Genomic DNA, 21,047 nt, shown 5'->3' with positions numbered 1-21,047 from the left:
CACCCCGGCCCCGCGACACCCGACGCGCCGCGACCACAGGGCGCGGCTCCGCCGCCTCGCCCGCGACACGCGGCGCCTGGTCCCGGGGCGGGGCTCAGGCGTCCTCGGTCGCGGCGGGGGCCGCGGAGACCTCGGGGGCGTTCTCCGGGAAGTGACAGGCGACCTGGTGGCCGCTGGCCAGCTCCTCCAGCGGCGGCTCGACCTGCTTGCAGATGTCCTGTGCCTTCCAGCAGCGAGTGTGGAAGCGGCAGGCGGGCGGCGGGTTGAGCGGGCTCGGCACGTCGCCGGTCAGCCGGATGCGCTCGTGGCCGGCTCGCCCTCTCGGGTCGGGCACCGGCACCGCCGACAGCAGGGCGTTGGTGTACGGGTGCATGGGCGAGCTGTACAGGCGCTTGCGGTCGGCGATCTCGACGATCTTGCCCAGGTACATGACGGCGACCCGGTCGCTGATGTGGCGCACCACCGACAGGTCGTGGGCGATCACGACGTAGGTCAGGTCGAGCTCGTTCTGCAGGTCTTCGAGCAGGTTGACGACCTGGGCCTGGATGGACACGTCGAGCGCGGAGACGGGCTCGTCGGCGATGATCAGCTTGGGCCTGAGCGCGAGTGTACGGGCGATGCCGATGCGCTGCCGCTGCCCGCCGGAGAACTCGTGGGGGTAGCGGTTGTAGTGCTCGGGGTTGAGCCCGACGAGCTCCAGGATGTCCTGGACGGCCTTCTTGACACCGTTCTCGGTGCGCACGCCCTGGATGCGGAAGGGGGCGCCGACGATGGCGCCGACGGTGTGCCGGGGGTTGAGTGACGAGTAAGGGTCCTGGAAGATCATCTGCATGTCACGGCGGAGCGGCCTGAGCCGGCCCTGCGACATGTGCGAGATGTCCTCCCCCTCGAAGACGATCCTACCGGCCGTGGGTTCCAGCAGCCGGGTGACCAGCCGCCCGGTCGTGGACTTGCCGCAGCCCGACTCGCCCACCAGGCCGAGCGTCTCGCCCTTGACCACGTCAAAGCTGATCCCGTCGACCGCCTTGACGGCGCCGACCTGCCTTTTGAGCAGGCCCTTCGTCACGGGAAAGTGCTTTTCGACGTTCTGGACGGAAAGCAGCAGCTCGTTGTCGCTCACCTCGGTCATCGCGCACCTCCCGCGTGACGGCCGCGTCCCCTGGCGCGGTGAACGAATAGGGGGCTCCAGGGCATGACGTTCTCCTGATCGTGTCGGCGCGGCGGCCCGGGTTGGCCAGCGTCGGTGGTGATCACCACGCCGGTGAGCACGACCGCCTCGGAGTGCGTGGCGGCGCGGGAAACCCTCCAGGCGCGGGCCGGGGTGGCGGCCCGCGCGCCACCCGGCTTCCTCCGGGATCCTTCGGCCTCGCGGGCCGGAGCGGATGTCACGAGGTCTCCAGCGCGGGCTTGATCTCGTTCTCCCACAGCGTGCGCCGCTCGTCCCGGCTCATGTGGCAGCGCACCAGGTGGCCGCCCTCGGTCTCGGCGAGCGCCGGCGACTCGGTCTCGGCCTTGCCCTTGGTGCGCTCGGCGAACGGGCAGCGGGGGTGGAAGGCGCAGCCCTCCGGCACGTTGATCAGCGACGGCGGGGAGCCCTTGATCGGCAGCAGCCGTTCGGTGGGCTCGCGGTCGAGGCGGGGCATGGAGCCCAGCAGCCCCCAGGTGTAGGGATGCTCGGGGCGGTAGAAGATGTCGTCGGTGGAGCCGTATTCGACGCATCTGCCCGCGTACATGACGAGGATGTCGTCGGCCAGCTCCGCCACCACGCCGAGGTCGTGCGTGATGATGATGAGCGCGGAGTTGAACTCGCTCTGCAGGTCACGCATCAGGTCGAGGATCTGCGCCTGCACGGTCACGTCGAGCGCGGTGGTCGGCTCGTCGGCGATGAGCAGCTCGGGGTCGCACGAGAGTGCCATGGCGATCATGGCGCGCTGGCGCATGCCGCCGGAGAACTCGTGCGGGTAGCTGTCGACGCGCTTCGCCGGCTCGGGGATGCCCACCCTGCCGAGCATGTCGACGGCGTGCTTGCGGGCCACCTGCTTGCTGACGTCGTTGTGGATGCGGTAGGCCTCGATGATCTGGTGGCCGACCGTGTAGTAGGGGTGCATGGACGACAGCGGATCCTGGAAGATCATCGCCATCTTCTTGCCGCGCAGCCCGCGTACGTGCTCGGCCGTGGCGCCGTTGAGCTCCTCGCCGTCGAGCCAGATCTCGCCGGAGATGGAGATCCGCGCCCGCCCGCCCTTGTGCAGGCCGAGGACGCCGAGGCTGGTCACGCTCTTGCCCGAGCCCGACTCCCCCACGATGCCCAGGGTCTTGCCGCGCTCGACGCTGAACGACAGCCCGTCGACGGACTTGACCAGGCCGTCGTCGGTCGGGAAATGGATCTTCAGGTCCTTGACGTCAAGGAAGCTCACGACAACCTCACCCTCGGGTCGACCACGGCGTACAGCAGGTCGACGACCAGGCTGGCCACGACCACGAACATCGCGGCGACCAGCACCACGCCCATGACCTGCGGCATGTCCTGATTTCTGATTGCCAGGATGGCGAACTGGCCGAGCCCGGGCAGAGTATAGGTGGTCTCGGTGAGGATGGCACCGCCGATGAGCAGACCGAAGTCGATGCCGAAGAGGGTCAGGATGGGCGTCAGCGCGGCCCGCAGGCCGTGTTTGACCACGACCTCGCGCTCGTGCAGGCCCTTGGCCCTGGCGGTGCGGATGTAGTCCTCGCCCATCGTCTCCAGCATCCCGGCACGGGTGAGCCGGGCGTAGGTCGCGGCGAACAGGAACGCCAGTGTGATCCACGGCAGCAGCAGGTTGTAGGCCCATTGGGCTGGATTGACGGAGATGTCTGTCCATGCGCCGCCGGGCGGTGTCCAGCCCAGGCCGTAGCTGAAGACGACCAGGGAGATCATGCCGGTGAAGAAGATCGGCAGCGAGACGCCGGCCAGCGCGGTGCCCATGGAGAGGCGGTCGAAGAAGCTGCCCCGGCGCAGCGCGGAGATCACGCCCACGCAGACCCCACCCACCACCCAGAGGACGGCGGCGCCGATGGCCAGCGAGAAGGTCACCGGCATACGGTCCAGCAGATCGGGCCAGACCGGCTGCCCGCTGATGAAGGAGTAGCCGAAGCAGGGCACGGGGCACTGCTCAATGCCGGCGCCGTAGTCGTACTCGGCTCCTGCGACCAGGCCCTTGACGAACCTGCCGTACTGCACGACCACCGGGTCGTTGAAGCCCAGCCGCTCGGCCACCAGGTGCACCGTCTCCGGCGTCGCGGCGCGCCCGACGTAGCGCGACGCCATGGCCTCCGGCGAGGCGCCGGCCCACTGGGGGACGACGTAGAAGATGCCGAAGGTGACCATGCTGATGACGATGAGCATGGCGAACGCGCCGATGACACGTTTGATGATGTATGTGAACACCGCTACGGCCGAGTGGCCTGCCCGTCGCCGGGCAGGCCACTTCTGCCTTCACCTGCCTTCGTTATATCCCCGTACCCCGCACGGTCACTCGACGCCGAGCAAGATGTAGTCGTACATGCTCTGGCCCTCGTTGTAGGCGATGTTCGTCAGGCCCTTACCGCGCATGAGCAGCGACTTGGCCCAGACCACCGGAAGGATGGAGGCGTCCTCCATGACCTTCTTGTCGACATCGACCCAGAGCTTGGCGCGGGCCGCGTCGTCGAGCTCGGCGGAGGCCTGGTCGATCAGCTTGTCCACCTCGTCGTTCTTGACGCTGAGGTTGTAGTTGCCGGCGTCGCGGATCGTGCGGCTGTCGACGATAGCCTGCAGGAAGCCGTAGCCGTCAGGCCAGTCGGAGCCCCAGCCGTGGGCGGCCAGGCCGATGCCGTTCTTCTTCACGTAGTTGACGTTGCCCGCGTAGTCGGAGAAGTAGCTGGAGCCGGGGAAGCCCTTGAGCGTCAGCTTGATGCCGACCTTGGCCAGCGCCTGCTCCATGGCCTCGGCCAGCGCCTTCTCGCGAGGACGGTCGGAGCGGTAGGTCATGGTGGTGGAGAAGCCGTTCGGCTGGCCGCAGGCGGTCAGGGCCTGCTTGGCCTTGTTGACGTCGCCCTTGTTGCCCGGGGTCGCGTACAGGTCGAACTTCTCCTGGCCGACGATGGGCGGCGGCAGGGCGTTCGTGGCGATCTCGCCGCCGGCCAGCTCGCCTCCGTAGGCGGTCTGGTTGGCGACGCGGTCGGCGGCCCACATGACCGCCTTGCGGCACTCGACGTTGTCCAGCGGCGGCGTGTCGGGGATGACCGAGACGTACCACAGCCTGGGGATGGTGGGGTTGTCCGTACGCGCCTTCAGCGCGGGGTCGGGCAGCACCTTGCCCAGGGCGGCCGCCTGCAGGCCGGTGCCCACGATGTCGAGCTGGATGTCGCCGGCGATGAGCTGGTTGTCCAGGTCGTCGGCGTTGACGTTGACCTGGACCTCGATCCGGTCGGGCAGCGCGGGACGGTTGGGGTCGGTCGCCGGGTCCCACTGGTCGTTGCGCACCAGCGTGAAGCCCTTGCCGATCTCGTTGGTCTCGAACTTGTACGGGCCGGAGGAGACGACCTTCTCCTTGTATTTCGCGCCGGTGTCCTTGTCCTTGGGAACCGGGGCGGTCATCGGCATCTGCACGACGTAGTCCATGGACGCGAACGGCTCCTTCAGGTGGAAGACCACCGTCGAGTCGTCGGTCGCCTCGACTGCCGAGGAGTAGTCGGCGTCGGGGTCGTCGTAGACGCCCTTGAAGTCCTTCGGCCAGTCGAGCAGCTCGTTGAGGTAGGAGGGGCCGTGCGGGAAGGTCTTCTTGTCCCAGGAGCGCGCCACGGCGTAGGCGACGTCCTTGGCGGTGATCTCCGTGCCGTCCTCGAACTTCAGCCCGCTCTTGAGCTTGTACGTCCAGGTCTTGCCGCCGTCGCTCGCCTCGCCCAGGCCTTCGGCGAGGTCAGGGATGACGGTGTTGCCCTCGGGGCCGGGACCCGGCTTGTACATCGTCAGCGTCCGCCAGTAGAGGCGGCCGAAGTTGAACGAGTAGCCGTAGTAGGTGTCACCCGGGTCGAGGCTGTCCCAGTCGGCGGAATGGGCGGCCTTGAGGGTGCCGCCCTTCTTCGTCGACGGGTTGTACACCTCGTTGAGGCCGGCGTTGAACGCGGGTTGCGCGGCGCCGCCGGAGGCCGACTCGGCGGGCTGTTGTGTGCCGCCGCCTCCGCCGCATGCGGAGAGCACCAGGGCGAGCGCCGCTGTCGCGGCCCCTGCCAGTGCGGTTTTCCTTCTCATTGACGTAACCCCTTGATGAGTGAGATGGGGGATGGAGCGTTGGCGAAGGTCAGTGCGCCCGCGGGTCGAAGGCGTCCCGCAGCCCGTCGCCGAACAGGTTGAACGCAAGGACGGTAACGAAGATCGCCAGCCCCGGGAAGAGCACGAAGTGCGGCAGCGTGTAGAACCGGACCGCCTCCGAGAGCATGCCTCCCCATGTCGGGGTGGGCGGGTTGACGCCGACACCCAGGAAGGAGAGCGCCGCCTCGAACAGGATGTTGGTCGGGATGAGCAGGGTCGCGTAGACCAGGATCGGCGCCATCAGGTTGGGCAGGATCTCGCGGAACAGGATGTAGCCGTTGCGCGCCCCCAGGCTTCGTGAAGCGTCGACGAACTCCCGCTCGCGCAGCGAGAGCGTCTGCCCGCGGACGATGCGGCCGATGCTGGGCCAGCTGAAGAAGCCGATGATGAAGATCATCATGGCGATCCGCAGGCCGTTGCCTTCGAGGCCGAACCCCTTGTCGGGCACGACGCCCGCCAGCGCGATCGCGAAGACCAGCAGCGGGAAGGCCAGGAAGACGTCCATCAGCCGGCCGATCACCAGGTCGACCCAGCCGCCGAAGTAGCCGGCGATGACGCCCAGCGTGGTGCCGATGAGCACCGACAACATCGTGGCGAGGAAACCGATCAGCAGCGAGATCCACGCGCCGGCGACGATGCGGCTGAAGATGTCGCGGCCGTTGATCGGCTCGACGCCGAGCAGGTATTCGCCGCTCATGCCGCCGAACGTGCCCTTGGGCAGGAGCGTGCTCTGGTCGATCTGCTCCTGGTGGAACTCCAGGGGCGGGTGGCCGAACACTGCGATGATGGGCGAGGCGAAGATCGCGACGAGAATCAGCAGCATGACGACGATGCCGCCGGTAAGCGCGATCTTGTCGCGCCTGAGCCGCATCCAGGCGATCCGGGTGAGAGATCTGCCCTGGATGGCCTTGCCCGCCCCCGCGAGCACCGACTCCGGCTGCGCTTCTGCGGCGGAACCGGAAGCGTCTAGCGGTGCGGTCATGCCGGATTGCCCCCTGAATACCAGACGACGCGTCTATGGATTGACTTTAGACCGCGAGTCGCGACCTCAGGAGGCAGAATCTATGGCCTGAGCTGCACTGACCAGTCCCTCAGGCCGCTATGTGGCTAATCTGTGATTGATGCGAAACTCATTCGTATTGATCTTTGGGACAATGTCTAGCCTGCGTCCCGGTTGAGTCTCGGAACTGTGACAGAGCGTCGGAGTCAGCTGATGCCCCGGCGCTTCAGCAGCTCTTCGATGTCGGAGAAGTCGTCGTCGCCCTTGCCCGCTTTGGGGGCGGCCGCGGTGCGCTGAGGTTTACTCGAAACGGCCGGTTTGTTCGCTGCGGGCTTAACAGATTGCTCCTGCCCGCCGTCCTCGGACGCTTTCTTCCTCCGCCCCACGATCCTCAGTTTCCTGCCCCGCATCACTCCGGACACCACGAAGAGCACCGCCGACAGCCCCGCGACGGCCACTCCCGCCCACACGAGCGGGTTGAGCACCAGACCGGTCACGAAGCCCACGATGGTGACACCGATGGTCCACAGCGACCGCAGCGCGTCGGTCAGATAGGCCGCCACCGGCAGCAACGCCCACGCCGCCACCCGCAGCCCGGAGGCGGCCCCCCTGCGCCGGAACGCCAGGAAACTCAACACCAGCCCGGCGATGGTCGCCCCGGCGCACAGCGGCAGCCAAGCGATCTGGTCAAACGACATCCTGCCCGCTCCCTCGTTGTGGCTCTGTCTCCATCCTGGCACGCGAACGCGGGACGGCATCCTCCGCGAGAACCACATTTCCCCTAGGGGGCGGGCCCTGACCCCTCAGGCGCCCGGCAGAAGGGCCCTCAGACGGCCGACCGTGACCTCCTCCAGGGAGGAGACCACCAGGCGGCCGGCCGCCCGCTCGACCGGCAGCAGGCTGGGCACCGCCACCACCGCGCAGCCGGCGGCGGTGGCCGCCGCCACGCCGTTCGGTGAGTCCTCCAGGACGACGCAGCGGACCGGCTGCACGCCGAGCTGCCGCGCGGCCGTCAGGTAGGGCTCAGGGTCGGGCTTGGTCCGCTCGACGTCGTCGGCGGTCACCACGATGTCGAACCGGTCGCGGCCGACGCCCTTGAGCACCGCGTCGGCGATCTCCCTCAACGACGAGGTGACCAGCCCGACCGGCACACCCTCGTCGCGCAGCGCGTCGAGGAGCTCGGACGCGCCCGGCATCACGCGCACCCCGCCGGCAAGGCGCTCCACCATGCCGGAGACCATCCACTGCCCCACCGTCGCGGCGCTCTCGCCGGAGCCGGACACGGAGAGCATGTAGCCGACCGCGAGCTCCATGGACCCGCCCAGGAGGTGCACCTGGTGGTCGGGCGTCAATGTCCCGCCGAGCCTGCCCATCACCTCGGCCTCGATCTCGAGCCAGACCGTCTCGGTGTCGACCAGCAGGCCGTCCATGTCGAAGAAGACCGCCTGCATGTCCATCGCCTCACTCCGTTCGGCGCGCTCGGTCGCCATGTGCCGTCGTCCTTTCCCGCCCTGGTCACGCCCTGGTCTCGCCGCACCTCCAGGCACCGCCTCGCGGGAGCCTGGACTCATCCCGTGAGGCGGGATCGGTGGCCGTGTCCCCCGGTGGGTGCCGGGCCGGGTCAGACGTTGAAGTATTTCGCCTCGGGATGGTGGGCGACCAGCGCGGAGGTGGCCTGCTCGGGGTGGAGCTGGAACTCCTCCGACAGCGTCACCCCGATGCGCTCGGGATCGAGCAGCTGGAACAGCTGCTGCTGGTCCTCCAGGTTGGGGCAGGCAGGGTAGCCGAACGAGTAGCGGCAACCCTGGATGTTGACCTTGAGCATGTCGTCGAGCGACTCGTCTCCGCCGATCCCCCACTCCTGGCGCACCCTGGCGTGCCAGTATTCGGCCAGCGCCTCGGTGAGCTGCACCGACAGACCGTGCAGCTCGAGGTAGTCGCGGTAGGCGTCTTTCGCGAACAGCTCGGCCGTGGCCTCGGAGATCTTCGGCCCCATGGTGGCCACCTGGAAGCCGACCACGTCGACCTCGCCGGAGCTCTTGCCGCGGAAGAAGTCGGACAGGCACAGGTGGCGGTCGCGGCGCTGGCGCGGGAACGTGAAGCGGGTGCGCTCGCCGCCGTCGTCATCCAGGATGATCAGCGTGTCGCCGTCGGAGACGCACGGGAAATAGCCGTAGACGACGGCCGCCTCCAGCAGGCCCTCGGTCTGGATGCGGTCGAGCCACATGCGCAGCCGCGGCCGCCCTTCGGTCTCCACCAGCTCGTCGTAGCCGGGCCCCTGGCCGCCCCTGGCGGGCTTGAGCCCCCACTGGCCGAGGAACAGCGCCCGTTCGTCGAGGAAAGCGCTGTAGTCGGCCAGCGAGATGCCCTTGACGACCCGGTCGCCGTGGAACGGCGGCGACGGCACGGGGTTGTCCTCCGCCACGTCGGAGCGGGCCGGCAACTCCTCCACGGGCGTGCGGGTGAGCACGGCGCCGGTCTTGACGCGCCGCTCGCGCAGCGGCGGCAGCGTGGCGCCGGCGACGCCGCGCTTGACGGCCATGAACGAGTCCATGAGCCGCAGCCCCTCGAACGCGTCGCGGGCGTAGCGCACCTCGCCCTCGAACAACTCGGCCAGATCCTGCTCGACGTAGGCGCGGGTGAGCGCGGCACCGCCGAGCAGCACGGGAAAGCGCTCCGCCAGGCCCCTGGAGTTCATCTCCTCCAGGTTCTCCTTCATGATGACCGTCGACTTGACCAGCAGGCCCGACATGCCCACGACATCGGCCTTGTGCTCGTCCGCGGCCTCCAGGATGGCCGAGACGGGCTGCTTGATGCCGAGGTTGACCACCTGGTAGCCGTTGTTGGACAGGATGATGTCGACGAGGTTCTTTCCGATGTCGTGCACGTCGCCCTTGACGGTGGCCAGCACGATGCGGCCCTTCGTCTCGCCGTCGACCCGCTCCATGTGGGGCTCGAGGTAGGCGACGGCCGACTTCATCACCTCGGCCGACTGCAACACGAACGGCAGCTGCATCTGCCCCGACCCGAACAGCTCGCCCACGGTCTTCATGCCGTCGAGCAGCACGTCGTTGATGATCTCCAGGGCGGGGCGCTGCTCCAGCGCGGTGTCGAGGTCGGCCTCGAGGCCCTTCTTCTCGCCATCGATGATGCGCCGCTTGAGCCGCTCCCACAGCGGAAGGGCGGCCAGCTCCTCGGCCTTGCCCGCGCGCATGGCGGCCGCGTCGACGCCCTCGAACAGGTCCATGAAGCGCTGCAGCGGGTCGTAGCCTTCGCGCCGGCGGTCGTAGACCATGTCGAGCGCGACCTGGCGCTGCTCGTCGGGGATGCGGGCCATCGGCAGGATCTTGGAGGCGTGCACGATCGCGGAGTCGAGCCCGGCGTTGACGCACTCGTTGAGGAATACCGAGTTGAGCACCATGCGGGCGGCTGGGTTGAGGCCGAAGCTGATGTTGGACAGCCCCAGCGTGGTCTGCACGCCCGGGTGGCGGCGCTTGAGCTCGCGGATGGCCTCGATGGTCTCCAGGCCGTCGCGCCTGGTCTCCTCCTGGCCGGTGGCGATGGGGAAGGTCAGGCAGTCGACGATGATGTCCTCGACCCGCATGCCCCAGTTGGTGGTCAGGTCGTCGATAAGGCGGCCGGCGACGCGCACCTTCCACTCGGCGGTGCGGGCCTGGCCCTCCTCGTCGATGGTCAGCGCCACCACGGCCGAGCCGTGCTCGCGCACCAGGCGCATGATCCGCTGGAAGCGGGAGTCGGGGCCCGCGCCGTCCTCGTAGTTGACGGAGTTGACGGCGGCGCGCCCGCCGAGCATCTCCAGACCGGCCTGCAGCACCGCGGGCTCGGTCGAGTCGAGCATGATCGGCAGCGTGGAGGCGGTGGCGAAGCGGAAGGCCAGCTCCTTCATGTCGGCCACGCCGTCGCGGCCGACGTAGTCGACGCACAGGTCGAGCATGTGGGCGCCGTCGCGGGCCTGGTTGCGCGCGATCTCGACGCAGTCGTCCCAGCGGCCCTCCAGCATGGCCTCACGGAAGACCTTGGAGCCGTTGGTGTTGCACCGCTCGCCGATGGCGAGGTAGGAGGTGTCCTGCCGGAACGGCACGGTCTGGTAGAGCGAGGACGCGCCGGGCTCGGGGTGGGGGCGGCGCTGGCCGATCTGCTTGCCCCTGACCCGCTCGACGACCTGGCGAAGATGCTCGGGCGTGGTGCCGCAGCAGCCGCCGACCAGGGACAGGCCGTAGTCGCTGGTGAAGGTGTCGTGCGCGCCGGCCAGCTCCTCCGCGCTGAGCGGGTAGTAGGCGCCGTCGGAGGTGAGCACCGGCAGGCCGGCGTTGGGCATGCAGGAGAGCTTGAGCCGGGAGTGGCGGGCGAGGTAGCGCAGGTGCTCGCTCATCTCGGCGGGGCCGGTCGCGCAGTTGAGCCCGACGATGTCGACGCCGAGCGGCTCGATCGCGGTCAGCGCGGCGCCGATCTCGGAGCCGAGCAACATCGCGCCGTTGGTCTCGATCGTCACCTGGGCGATGATCGGCACGTCGCGGCCGGAGTCTTCGACGGCTCGCCTGGCGCCGATGACGGCGGCCTTCACCTGCAGCAGGTCCTGGCAGGTCTCGACGATCAGGGCGTCGGCGCCGCCGGCGATCAGGCCCGCGGCGTTATCGCGGTAGGCGTCGCGCAGGCTGGCATAGGGCAGATGGCCCAGCGTCGGCAGCTTGGTGCCCGGGCCCATCGAGCCGAGCACGAACCTCGGCTGGTCAGGGGTGGACCAGTGGTCGGCGGACTCACGCGCGATGCGGGCGCCGGCCTCGGAGTATTCGAAGACCCGTTCAGGGATGTCGTATTCGCCGAGCGCGGCCAGGTTGGCGCCGAAGGTGTTGGTCTCCACGCAGTCGACGCCAACGGCGAAATAGGCGTCGTGCACGCCACGGACGATGTCGGGCCGGGTGACATTGAGCACCTCGTTGCAGCCCTCGTGGCCGTGGAAATCGTCGAGCGTCGGGTCCTGGGCCTGCAGCATTGTGCCCATCGCCCCGTCGGCGACGACGACGCGCTGGGACAACACTTCTCGGAAGGACGGGGAGATGCTCATGAGGTGAAGCTTATCGGCTGTGCCTGAACCATCGTTCGAGGCTGCCTCGAGGACCGGTGAACGCGCCTGTCAGAGCGGGGAGTTAGGGTGCGGAACTGTCATTGAACGTCACGTCCAATAGGGGGCTCCATGGCCTACCGCACCGTGCTCGTGGGCACCGACGGCTCCTCCTCGTCCTTCCGCGCCGTCTCCGCGGCCGCGTCCCTGGCCCGTGCGACCGGCGCCACGCTCGTGCTCGCGTGCGCGTACCTGCCCATGAGGGAGAGCGAGCGGTCGGCGGCCGCCGACCTGCTGGGCGAGCTGGCGTACAAGGTGAGCGGCTCGACACCGGCCGACGACGTCCTGCGGGCGGCGCGCGAGCACGCCGTGGCGGCGGGCGCGTCCGACGTCGTCCTGGCCGCCGAGCAGGGTGACGCCGTGGACGTGCTGATCTCGCTGGCGGCCCGGCACCGGGCGGACCTGCTGGTGGTGGGCAACCGGGGGCTGAACAGCCTGGCAGGGCGGCTGCTCGGGTCGGTGCCGTCCGGCGTCTCGCATCGCGCCTCCTGCGACGTGCTCATCGTCCGCACCACCGACGGCCGCTGACCCCGCCTGCCGGAGAGCTCTGCGCGAGTGCTGGATGACGTCCGGCAGAGCACGTACGGGCGCCCCGGAGCCATGAGGGGGACGGTAAGGGTCCGGCGGCCCGGGGATGGGAGCCGCGAGCGCCACGATGAGGCGTTCGCGGGCGTCGCGGAGGGAGATCGGTGACGCTGACGCCTCCGAACCGCATAGGCTTAGCGGGATGATGGAGAGGGGAGGCGACACGTGATAGACCTCGAAGGGCTCCCTGAGCTCGTCGACCCGGTGCTCATAGCCGCGTTCGAAGGGTGGAACGACGCGGGCGAGGCCTCCAGCGGTGTGGTCGCCCATCTCGAGTCCGTCTGGAAGGCCGAGACGCTGGTCGCGCTCGACCCCGACGACTACTACGACTTTCAGGTGACCCGGCCCGTGGTCGAGATGAACGACGGGCTGGCCCAGTCGATCGTGTGGCCGACGACGCGGTTGCTGCGCGCCCGCCCCCCGGGCGTCGAGCGCGACGTCGTGCTGCTGCGCGGCATCGAGCCCAACATGCGCTGGCGCTCGTTCTGCGCCGACATCATCGAGGTCTGCCGCGAGCTCGGCGTCGAGTTGGCCGTGATGCTGGGGGCGCTGCTCAACGACTCGCCGCACACCCGCCCAGTGCCCGTTTTCGGCGGTGCCACGGACGAGACGCTGGCGCGTTCGACCAACCTGGAGCTGAGCCGTTACGAGGGCCCGACGGGCATCGTGGGGGTGCTGCAGCACGAGTTCGGCCAGGCCGGCATGGACGCGGTGTCGTTGTGGGCGTCGGTGCCCCACTACGTCGCGCAGCCGCCCAACCCCAAGGCCACGGCCGCGCTGCTGCGCCGTCTCGAAGACGTGCTGCAGATCCCCATGCCGCTGGGAGACCTCGACGAGGAGGCCCGCGCGTGGGAGCGTGGCGTCGACGAGCTGGCCTCGCAGGACAGCGAGGTGGCCGAATATGTCAAGGAGCTCGAGGAGCGCAAGGACGCCGCCGAGTTGCCCGAGGCCAGCGGCGACGCGATCGCCGCCGAGTTCGAGCGTTACCTGCGGCGCAGGGACCGCGACACCGACAGCTGACCTACGAGCGCAAATCCCGGCATTTTTCGCGGTTTCGGGTGATAATCGGTGCCTTGCACGATCGCACGAAGCTGGACACCAGCTGTCGCCCCTTCCATCAGCATCGACCACGCACCGTAATGCCTGATCAACCGACCGCGCACCGTTAGGCATGCCATGGCGACTTCCCACGTGGATCCGCACCAAAGAAGTCAGGAAACCAGGCGGCGCATCCTTGAGATGGCCGTCTCCGTCAGGGAGGACCGCAGCGGCGGCAACGTCGACTATTTCCTCGCGCTACTGCAGGACCGGCTCCCGCTCTGGCTCAGCATTCTCCACGATCTAACCCATCGCGTAGGGAAAGGGTGCATATCCGACAATCTTCTGCCGGTGGCGCGAGCGGGCATCGACTACTACATGGAGGTGCAGGGCGCGGCGCTGCCCGCCTTCACCTCGCCTGACGTGACGGTCCGTTTCCGCGAGGCCCTGCGCGACGCCGGGCTCGGGCCGCGCACCGAGACGACGCCACTCGCCGCCTACCTGGCCGCCGAGCAGCGGCTGGGCCGGGTGCGGTCCGACGCCGACCCCGAGGCCAGCGCGCGGCTGCTGGTGGCGGGCTGCTTCCATCGGGCCTACATCGAGATGTTCGTCGGACGGGACGCCGGGCCGAGCCTCGACGACAGCGCCAGGGAGATCGTCCGCGAGCTGCGCCTCGAACCCGTCCACGCCTGACGCCGTCACACCTCGCTGACACGCCCGCCGTTCGCGCCTGACGCCGCCACGCCCCGCTGACACGCCCGCCGTTCGCGCCTGACGCCGCCACGCCCCGCTGACACGCCCGCCGTTCGCGCCTGACGCGCCCGCCGCCGCCCGGCGCGTGCCTCGTGGCGTGTCCCGTGGCGGTGTCAGCGGGTCGCGTGGCGCAGGCCCGGCGGGGCGGCCAGGGGGTGACCTGCGTGCCGTGCCGTCGCGCGGCGATCGCGGAGTGCCTCCTCGTAGCGGTGCCAGATCAGCGCCGCCACGTCCGGGTCGGCCCCCAGCGGCTCGCTCACCGGCCCCGCACCGGCCGCGATCAGTTGGTCGTGGAAGAAACCGGGCGCGAGGACGTACGACGCGATCGCCACCCGCGCGGCGGAGCCGAGCCGTTCCACGGCCTCCTCCAGCGAGGGAGCGCCGGCGGAGGCGAAGGCGGCGGTGACCGGGCGCGCCAGGCGTACGCCGAGCCGGTGGGCGGCGGCACGCACGTCGGCGAGGGCGGCCGGGTCGGAGGAGCCCGCCGCGCCGAGCACGACGGCGTCGTCCGCGCGCAGCCCGGCCCGCGCCAGCTTGCGGGCGAGCGCCGACGTGAGCAGCCGGTGCGGCCCCAGCCAGCCGGCCACCACCGCGTCCGGGCGGCTCCGCGCGATCACCGCGGGCAGGTCGATGTGGACGTGGTAGCCGCCGGCCAGCAGGAGCGGCACGACCACGACGGGGCCTGGGACGGCGGGGAGCACCTCGGCCAGCAGCGGCGGGCTGATCTCGAGATGGCTCAGCTCGACTCGCCGGCCAGGACGTGCTCTTCTGACCGTCTCCGCCAGAGCCGAGAGGGTTCGCTGCCCCGCGGCGCTGCGCGTGCCGTGCGCGGCGAGCACGAGCGCGGGGATCACGACTCCGCCTCGTAGCGGCAGGCGAGCCGGTAGCCACGCTTGACCACCGTCTCCACGATGCCGCTCGGCCCGAGGGCGCGGCGCAGCCGGGTGATGGCCATCTCCACCGCGTGCTCGGCCGAGTCGCGCGCGATGCCGCCCGGCAGCACGGTACGCAGGTCGGCGCGCGACACCACGTGGCCCGGCTTGTCGGCCAGGCGCTTGAGCACCGCCATCGGGGCCGGCGGTAGCGGCCGCAGCTCTCCGTCGACGACGACGGCGTGGCCGCGGATCTCCACCTGATGACCGCCGGCCACGAGCGTGGTGACGCCGTGCTCCGGCAGGTGCCTGGCCAGGGCGCGGGCCAGCGCGCCGAGCCGCGAACGATCCGGCTGCAGCGTGGGCACGCCGCGCGAGTCCAGCGGGCCCGCGGTCACGGGCCCCACGCAGGCGGCCACCACGGGCCCGCTGAAGGCGGACAGCAGCGCGTCCTCCAGCCCCTCGGAGCGGGCCATGCCGAGCATGGCGTGCACGGCGGGGGCACTGGTGAAGGCGACGGCGTCCACCGAGCCGGAGACCGTCTGGCTGATGAGCCGGCGCAGCGGCGAGGCGTCGCGGTACGGCAGCCACCGGTAGACCGGGATCTCGATCACCTCGGCCCCCGCCGCGCGCAGGCCGGCCACGAACTCGCTGAGCGGCTCGCCGTGCTGCTGTACCGCGATGCGCCGCCCTCTCAGGTCCTGGGCCAGCAGGTACTGCTTGATCTCGTCGCACGATTCGGTGGCGGGCGTCCAGTGGTCGTTGAGACCGGCCGCCCGCACCGCTCCCCTGGCCTTGGGCCCGCGCGTCAGCAGGCGCGCCTTGGACAGGTGCTCGCCCAGGTCGGTGGAGAGCCCCCAGCCTTCGGCGGCGGCCATCCAGCCACGGAAGCCGACGCCGGTGGTGACCACCACGTCGTCGAGCGGCCCCTGCAGGCTGTGCCGGGTCGCGCCGAGCAGGCTGGAGTCCTCGGCCAGCGGGACCAGCCTGATGGCTGGGGCGCTGACCACGCGCGCGCCGCGCCGCTCCAGCAGCGCCCCGAACTCCTCTCGCCGTCTGGTCGCGGTCACGCCGACGGTGAAGCCGGCCAGCGCGTCCGGTTCCGTCTCCGGGGACGAGCGCTCGCTCATGCGGACACCTCCGGGTGGGCAGGGATGCCTGGCCCTGTGCCTGGCCCTGTAGCCGGCCCTGCACCTGGCCGGGCCCCGAGCACCCGGCCAGGCATCACAGGCGCGTGCGACGCAAGTGAGATCACGCTCCGATCCTGCTTCCGGGTGGTTTCGCCGCTGGGTCTCCTCTGTTACCGCTGTGCTACAAGGCAGGCACCTTCGCGGTTGGGGCGGCGCCGCGGAGGGAAACGTCCGTCACGACGACGGCTATCGGGGAGTGCTGGTGACGGTCCGGCCTATTCGCATGTTCGACGATCCGGTGCTCCGCGCGGTGGCGGCGCCGGTGCACGACTTCGACCGGGAGCTCAGGCGGCTGGTGAAGACGCTGACGGCCACGATGCGCGCGGGAGCCGGCCGGGCCGGCCTGGCGGCGCCGCAGGTGGGCGAGGCGGTGCGGGTGGTGGTCTACGCGTACGACGGCAAGGCGGGCCACCTGGTCAATCCGCGCCTTGAGCTGTCGGCGCGGCGCGTCACCGCCGATGAGGCGTGCCTGTCGGCGCCCGGCGTGTGGTGGCCACTGGAACGTTCCTACATGGTCACCGCGCGTGGCCGTGACATGTTCGGCAAGCCGGTGACGGTGCGGGCGCTGGGCATCCTGGCGAGGGTGTTGCAACACGAGGTCGACCATCTCGACGGCGTGCTGTTCAGCGACCATCTCGAAGAGGGCGAGCGGGCACGATTTCTCGCCGAGGCACTGCCGGCGGGCTGAGACGGGCGGCGGCGACCGCCCTGAGCTCTCGCCGTTGGTCCGGATCGGTGCCGCCCCAGACGCCGTACGCCTGCCTGGTGCTGAGCGCGTAGTCGAGGCACGCCTCCTGTACGGGGCAGCCGCCGCAGACGTGCTTGGCCCGCTGGACCTGTGACTGGCTGGGACCTTCCTGGGAGATAGGGAAGAACAGCTCCGGGTCCAGGTCGAGGCAGGCCGCCCTGCGTGTCCAGTCGAGCATCATCATGGGGCGCGCCTACCCAGACGTCTGACCGTCATACCTCTTCGAGCACCCGATCCCAGTCGGCGAGGAACCGGCCGAGCCCGTACCGCGCCAGGGCCGCGGCCCTGGCGGCCTTTCCCGCCTGGCTCGCGTGCTCCGGGTCGGCCACGAAATCGTGCAGCGCGCCGGCAAGCACGTGCACCTTCGTCGACAGGACGCCGGCCTCCTGCGGCACGGCCTCGATCGCCTCGGTGGCGGCCAGCGCGACCACGGGCATGCCCAGCGTCATGGCCTCGACGAGGGCGAGCCCCAGCGAGGTCCACCGGTAGGGGTGCAGGTAGACGCGCCGCCTGGCCAGCTCGGCGTGCATGACGTGCTGCGGCAGGTCCTCGCGGGTGCCGTACGGCAGCCCGTCCACCTTCATGCCGAACACGTCGAGGGGCACCCGCTCGGCGAAGCGGGGCAGCAGGTCGGTGCCGGCGACCCTGGTGCGGCGTACCGGTTCGTTGACCACGACGCCCGCCCTGGGCAGCTCGCCCGTGTACAGGTGGCCGGGATCGGGGACTCCGTGCTCGATGACGCGCGTGCGCGCCCGGCCGTTGTCCCAGTACAGCTCGTTGAAGTGGGTGACGTGCACGAGCGTGACGTCGTTCTGGCCGGCGAGGTGGTGCCGGGTGCGGGGCACGTCGCCGGCCGGGGTGTTGTGCTCGACGTAGACGCCGGGCACGTCGCGGCCGAGCCACTCGCGGGCCAGGCCGATCTCGTGCGGGCGCTGGTAGACGACCACGTCCACGGGCTCGTGGCGCAGCCGGTCGTACGGCACCTCGCGGGCCGCGGCCGGCCAGTCGAAGGTGGCGGCGCGGCCCCGGCCGTCAGGGCCGCGGCCGGGGACGAGCGGGAGGAGGTAATCGTGGCCGCCCCTGATGAAGGCGCCGGTCCACGAGCCGTGCACGTGCCAGATGAGGATTCTCACCAGCGGCTCCAGCCCATCGCCCTGGCCCAGGGCGCGGCGGCGGCAGGCACGGGCGCCTCGCCGGCGTCGTTGAGCACGCGCTCCACGACGTCGGCCAGATCGTCGGCGACCTCGAGGGCCTCCTCGATCTCCTCCGGCAGCGTCTCCAGGGTGGGGACAAGGATGCCCCTGGCCCCGGCGGCCATGGCCGCCTCCATGTCCCTGCCGATGTCGCCCACCACCACGCAGTCGCGCGGGCTGACGTCGAGCACGGCGGCGGCCCTGATCACGAGACCGGGCGCGGGCTTGCGGCAGGTGCAGCCGTCGGCGTCGTCGTGCACGCAGATCGCCCAGGCGTCGAACGGGCCGAGCAGCTCCTCCACCTTGGCGTTCACCTGGTCCATCTCGTCGGGCGTGACCAGCCCTCTGGCCACCCCGGACTGGTTGGTGACCACGGCCACCGGGATGTCCGCGCGCCGCAACCGGCCCAGCGCCTCCGTCGCACCCGGCATGGGCTCGACGAGGCGGGGATCGCCGTTGTACGGAACGTCCCTGATCAAGGTCCCGTCCCGGTCGAACAGCACGGCGCCGGGACGTCGCTTTTCGAACACCATTCACCTCCGTCGCGTGTCCCGCAGCTACCCGGGCCCTCAACCGACAAACAACTACCTAGCGTGACAATCCCCCGGCACAGAGGCCCGTATCCGCATGTCCTCAGGTAGCCGAATGTTTGAGAGCCGCTCCTGTCGGTAGCGGTTCTCGACATCTGTGGGGAGGGGACATGAAGTTTCTCGGCATCAACGCGATCTTCCACGACCCGGCCGCCGCGCTCGTGGTCGACGGGAAGATCGTCGCCGCCGCGGAGGAGGAGCGCTTCAGCCGCCGCAAGCACGGCAAGCGGCCGCTGGCGTTCTCGGCTTGGGAGCTGCCCGAGCTGGCCGCCGCGTGGTGCCTGCGGGAGGCGGGACTCTCCCCCGAGGACATCGACGCCGTCGCCTACTCCTACGACCCCTCGCTGGTGGTCCAGAAACCGGAGGGCGACTGGGAGGACCTGCGGACGAGGTACGCCGTGCGCGCGCCCGCGTTCCTGTCCACCGCGCTGCCGGGCCTGGACCCCGGCCAGGTCAGCTATGTGCCGCACCACGTGGCGCACGCCGCGTCCGCGGGACTGGCCTCCCAGTGGTCGACGCCGGGGCGGGACTGCGCGGTGCTGGTGTGCGACGGGCGCGGCGAGAACGTCTCCCACCTGGCCGGCCGCTACCGCGACGGCGAGCTGGAGGTGCTGGCCGCGCAGGAGCTGCCGCACTCGCTCGGCCTCATGTACGAGGACGTCACGGAGCACCTCGGCTTCCTGCGCTCCAGCGACGAGTACAAGGTCATGGCGATGGCCTCCTACGGCCGGCCCCGCCACCTGGCCGCGCTGCGCGAGGTGATCTACACGACAGGGGACGGCGGGTTCCGCGTCGAGCCGGTCGACTGGGGCGGCTACGCCAAGGCGCTGTGCAACGGCGCGGCCTGGACCTCCGACCACGCCGACCTGGCCGCCAGCGTGCAGGCCCGGCTGGAGGAGGTGCTGCTCGAGCTGGTGCGCTGGTTGCACGAGCGGACCGGCGAGCGGCGGCTGGCGCTGGCCGGCGGGGTGGCGCTGAACTGCGTGGCCAACACCCGGCTGCTGGACGAGGGGCCGTTCGAGCAGATCTGGGTCCAGCCGGCGGCGGGCGACTCCGGCACCGCGCTGGGCGGCGCGCTGCACCTGGCGCACGCGTACGGCGAGCCCGCCGCGCCCATGCCCGGCACGGCGCTCGGGCGCGGCTTCACCGACGAGGAACTGGGCGCCTGGCTGGACGTGGCGCGCGTGCCGTACACCCGGCCCGCCGACCTGGCCGCCGCGGTGGCGGCCGAGCTGGCCGCCGACCGGATCGTGGCCTGGTTCCAGGGGCGCTCGGAGTACGGGCCGCGCGCGCTCGGCCACCGGTCGCTGCTGGCCCACCCGGGTCACGCGCGCAACACCGAGCGGCTGAACGACGTCAAGGGGCGCGAGCAGTTCAGGCCGATCGCGCCGATGGTGCTGGAGACGCGGGCGGCGCAGATCTTCGGACGGGGACCGGTGCCCTCGCCGTACATGTTGTTCGTCCACGACGTGCGCCCCGGCTGGGCACCGCGCATCCCCGCGGTCGTGCACGTGGACGGGACGGCGCGCATCCAGACGGTCTCGCCGGGCGCCGACCCGCTGATGGCGCGGGTGCTGAGCGAGTTCGAGGCGCGGACGGGGCTGCCCGTGGTGGTCAACACGAGCCTGAACACGGCGGGGCGTCCCATGGTCGACGACCCCAGGGACGCGCTGGAGTGCTTCGGGTCGTCGCCGGTGGACGTGCTCGCGCTCGGGCCGTACCTGGTGCGGCGCGGGGAGGTGTTCGCCTCGTGATCACCGTGGTGATCCCCACCATCGGGCGCGCCACACTCCTGGACACGCTGGCCGCCGTGGGCTCCGGCATGCCGGTGATCGTGGTCGACGACAGGACGGCGCCGGAGGGCCGCGGCGGCGCTTCCGGGCCGTCCGGGGTGCTGGAGTCCCTGCCCGGCCGGGTACGGGTCGTCCGGTCCTGCGGGCGGGGGCCCGCCGCGGCACGCAACGCGGGGTGGCGGGCCGCGGAGACGCCCTGGGTGGTGTTCCTCGACGACGACGTGATCCCCTGGCCCGGGTGGGCGGAGGCGGTCTGGAAGGACCTCGTGGATCTGCCCGACGACGTGGCCGGCAGCCAGGGGCGGATCGTGGTGCCCCTGCCGGCCGGCCAGTCCGGCGGGCGGCGGCCCACCGACGGCGAACGGCACACCGCCGGGCTCTCCGGCGCGCTGTGGGTGACCGCCGACATGGCCTACCGGCGTCCGGTGCTGGAGTCCGCCGGGGGGTTCGACGAACGGTTCCCGCGGGCGTACCGGGAGGACGCCGACCTCGCGCTGCGGGTGATGCGGGCTGGGCACCGGCTGGTCCACGGACAGCGGCTGACCACCCACCCGGTGCGTGACGACGGGTTCTGGGCGAGCGTGCGCTTCCAGCGGGGCAACGCCGACGACGCGCTCATGCGGCACCTGCACGGGCCGGGGTGGCGGGCCGCCATCGGCGGCGGCCCCGGCCGCCTGCGCCTGCACGCCGCCACCACGGCGGCCGCGCTCGCGGCGACGGCCCTGGGGGCGGCCGCCCTGCGCGGCAAGCGTACGGCCGGCGGCCGCCCGGGCCTTCGCGGTGTGCCCGCGACCCGCGCGGGGCTGGCCC

General features: G+C 70.7%; 19 protein-coding genes. 6 read left to right on the top strand and 13 right to left on the bottom strand.

Annotation, left to right across the window (positions count from 1 at the left end; genetic code table 11):
• Positions 1-94 precede the first annotated feature (94 nt).
• The 8 genes from E1294_RS42970 to metH form a co-directional block, all read right to left on the bottom strand.
• The gene (locus E1294_RS42970) at positions 95-1,129 is read right to left on the bottom strand and encodes an ABC transporter ATP-binding protein (RefSeq protein WP_132517021.1); all 1,035 of its coding nucleotides are present in this window, start codon (positions 1,127-1,129) and stop codon (positions 95-97) included.
• Between the two features lie 256 nt (positions 1,130-1,385).
• On the bottom strand, positions 1,386-2,417 hold the full coding sequence (locus E1294_RS42965; RefSeq protein ID WP_132517019.1) for an ABC transporter ATP-binding protein: 1,032 nt from the start codon (positions 2,415-2,417) through the stop codon (positions 1,386-1,388).
• Complete coding sequence (locus E1294_RS42960) at positions 2,414-3,427, bottom strand: ABC transporter permease (RefSeq protein WP_132517017.1); 1,014 nt, start codon at positions 3,425-3,427, stop codon at positions 2,414-2,416. Before E1294_RS42960 ends, E1294_RS42965 begins: the two co-directional genes overlap by 4 nt.
• An 84-nt stretch (positions 3,428-3,511) precedes the next feature.
• The gene (locus tag E1294_RS42955) at positions 3,512-5,272 is read right to left on the bottom strand and encodes an ABC transporter substrate-binding protein (protein ID WP_165977798.1); all 1,761 of its coding nucleotides are present in this window, start codon (positions 5,270-5,272) and stop codon (positions 3,512-3,514) included.
• Between the two features lie 49 nt (positions 5,273-5,321).
• Complete coding sequence (locus tag E1294_RS42950; protein ID WP_132517015.1) at positions 5,322-6,314, bottom strand: ABC transporter permease; 993 nt, start codon at positions 6,312-6,314, stop codon at positions 5,322-5,324.
• A 224-nt stretch (positions 6,315-6,538) separates the two neighbouring features.
• On the bottom strand, positions 6,539-7,030 hold the full coding sequence (locus tag E1294_RS42945) for a cellulose synthase (protein ID WP_132517013.1): 492 nt from the start codon (positions 7,028-7,030) through the stop codon (positions 6,539-6,541).
• Positions 7,031-7,135: 105 nt separating this feature from the next.
• Positions 7,136-7,822: an HAD family hydrolase gene (locus E1294_RS42940; protein ID WP_246083690.1), complete on the bottom strand. Its 687-nt coding sequence runs from the start codon at positions 7,820-7,822 to the stop codon at positions 7,136-7,138.
• A 131-nt stretch (positions 7,823-7,953) separates the two neighbouring features.
• Positions 7,954-11,418, bottom strand: a complete 3,465-nt coding sequence (gene metH, locus E1294_RS42935) for a methionine synthase (protein ID WP_132517010.1) — start codon at positions 11,416-11,418, stop codon at positions 7,954-7,956.
• 129 nt (positions 11,419-11,547) lie between these two features.
• On the opposite strand from metH, the gene E1294_RS42930 reads away from it, so the two are divergent.
• The 3 genes from E1294_RS42930 to E1294_RS42920 all read left to right on the top strand — a co-directional run bounded on the left by E1294_RS42930 (position 11,548) and on the right by E1294_RS42920 (position 13,791).
• A complete protein-coding gene (locus E1294_RS42930; RefSeq protein WP_132517008.1) occupies positions 11,548-12,003 on the top strand; it encodes a universal stress protein in 456 nt (151 codons plus the stop codon).
• A 222-nt stretch (positions 12,004-12,225) separates the two neighbouring features.
• Positions 12,226-13,080 (top strand): PAC2 family protein, encoded by an 855-nt coding sequence (locus E1294_RS42925; protein WP_132517006.1) that lies wholly within the window; start codon positions 12,226-12,228, stop codon positions 13,078-13,080.
• Between the two features lie 219 nt (positions 13,081-13,299).
• Entirely contained in the window at positions 13,300-13,791 is a 492-nt protein-coding gene (locus E1294_RS42920) for a hypothetical protein (protein ID WP_220448262.1), read from the top strand.
• Between the two features lie 173 nt (positions 13,792-13,964).
• Here the strand turns inward: E1294_RS42920 and E1294_RS42915 are convergent, their stop codons facing one another.
• Both E1294_RS42915 and E1294_RS42910 read right to left on the bottom strand, forming a co-directional pair.
• Positions 13,965-14,705, bottom strand: coding sequence for a sirohydrochlorin chelatase (locus E1294_RS42915; RefSeq protein ID WP_246083689.1), 741 nt, complete (start codon positions 14,703-14,705; stop codon positions 13,965-13,967).
• Positions 14,702-15,853 (bottom strand): uroporphyrinogen-III synthase, encoded by a 1,152-nt coding sequence (locus E1294_RS42910; RefSeq protein ID WP_132517002.1) that lies wholly within the window; start codon positions 15,851-15,853, stop codon positions 14,702-14,704. The genes E1294_RS42915 and E1294_RS42910 overlap by 4 nt, the downstream gene beginning before the upstream one ends.
• A 262-nt stretch (positions 15,854-16,115) precedes the next feature.
• Between E1294_RS42910 and E1294_RS42905 the strand changes: the two genes are divergently transcribed.
• A complete protein-coding gene (locus E1294_RS42905; protein WP_132517000.1) occupies positions 16,116-16,601 on the top strand; it encodes a peptide deformylase in 486 nt (161 codons plus the stop codon).
• Here E1294_RS42905 and E1294_RS42900 read toward each other — a convergent pair.
• Genes E1294_RS42900 through E1294_RS42890 form a run of 3 tightly spaced genes read right to left on the bottom strand, consistent with a single transcriptional unit; the run spans position 16,537 to position 18,387 of the window.
• Positions 16,537-16,839, bottom strand: coding sequence for a WhiB family transcriptional regulator (locus tag E1294_RS42900; protein WP_132517027.1), 303 nt, complete (start codon positions 16,837-16,839; stop codon positions 16,537-16,539). The genes E1294_RS42905 and E1294_RS42900 overlap by 65 nt on opposite strands.
• Before the next feature lie 34 nt (positions 16,840-16,873).
• Complete coding sequence (locus tag E1294_RS42895) at positions 16,874-17,794, bottom strand: glycosyltransferase (protein ID WP_181958644.1); 921 nt, start codon at positions 17,792-17,794, stop codon at positions 16,874-16,876.
• Positions 17,791-18,387, bottom strand: coding sequence for a D-glycero-alpha-D-manno-heptose-1,7-bisphosphate 7-phosphatase (locus E1294_RS42890; protein ID WP_165977797.1), 597 nt, complete (start codon positions 18,385-18,387; stop codon positions 17,791-17,793). The genes E1294_RS42895 and E1294_RS42890 overlap by 4 nt, the downstream gene beginning before the upstream one ends.
• 167 nt (positions 18,388-18,554) lie before the next feature.
• On the opposite strand from E1294_RS42890, the gene E1294_RS42885 reads away from it, so the two are divergent.
• Both E1294_RS42885 and E1294_RS42880 read left to right on the top strand, forming a co-directional pair.
• Positions 18,555-20,198, top strand: coding sequence for a carbamoyltransferase family protein (locus E1294_RS42885; RefSeq protein WP_132516998.1), 1,644 nt, complete (start codon positions 18,555-18,557; stop codon positions 20,196-20,198).
• Positions 20,195-21,047, top strand: an 853-nt coding sequence (locus E1294_RS42880) for a glycosyltransferase family 2 protein (protein WP_132516996.1), incomplete at its 3' end; no start/stop codon positions are given. The genes E1294_RS42885 and E1294_RS42880, both read left to right, overlap by 4 nt.

Source organism: Nonomuraea diastatica (genome assembly GCF_004349015.1).
GTDB classification, from domain to species: Bacteria; Actinomycetota; Actinomycetes; order Streptosporangiales; family Streptosporangiaceae; genus Nonomuraea; species Nonomuraea diastatica.
Note: the sequence above shows the minus strand (reverse complement) of the source record. Positions and strands in the feature narration are given on the sequence as shown.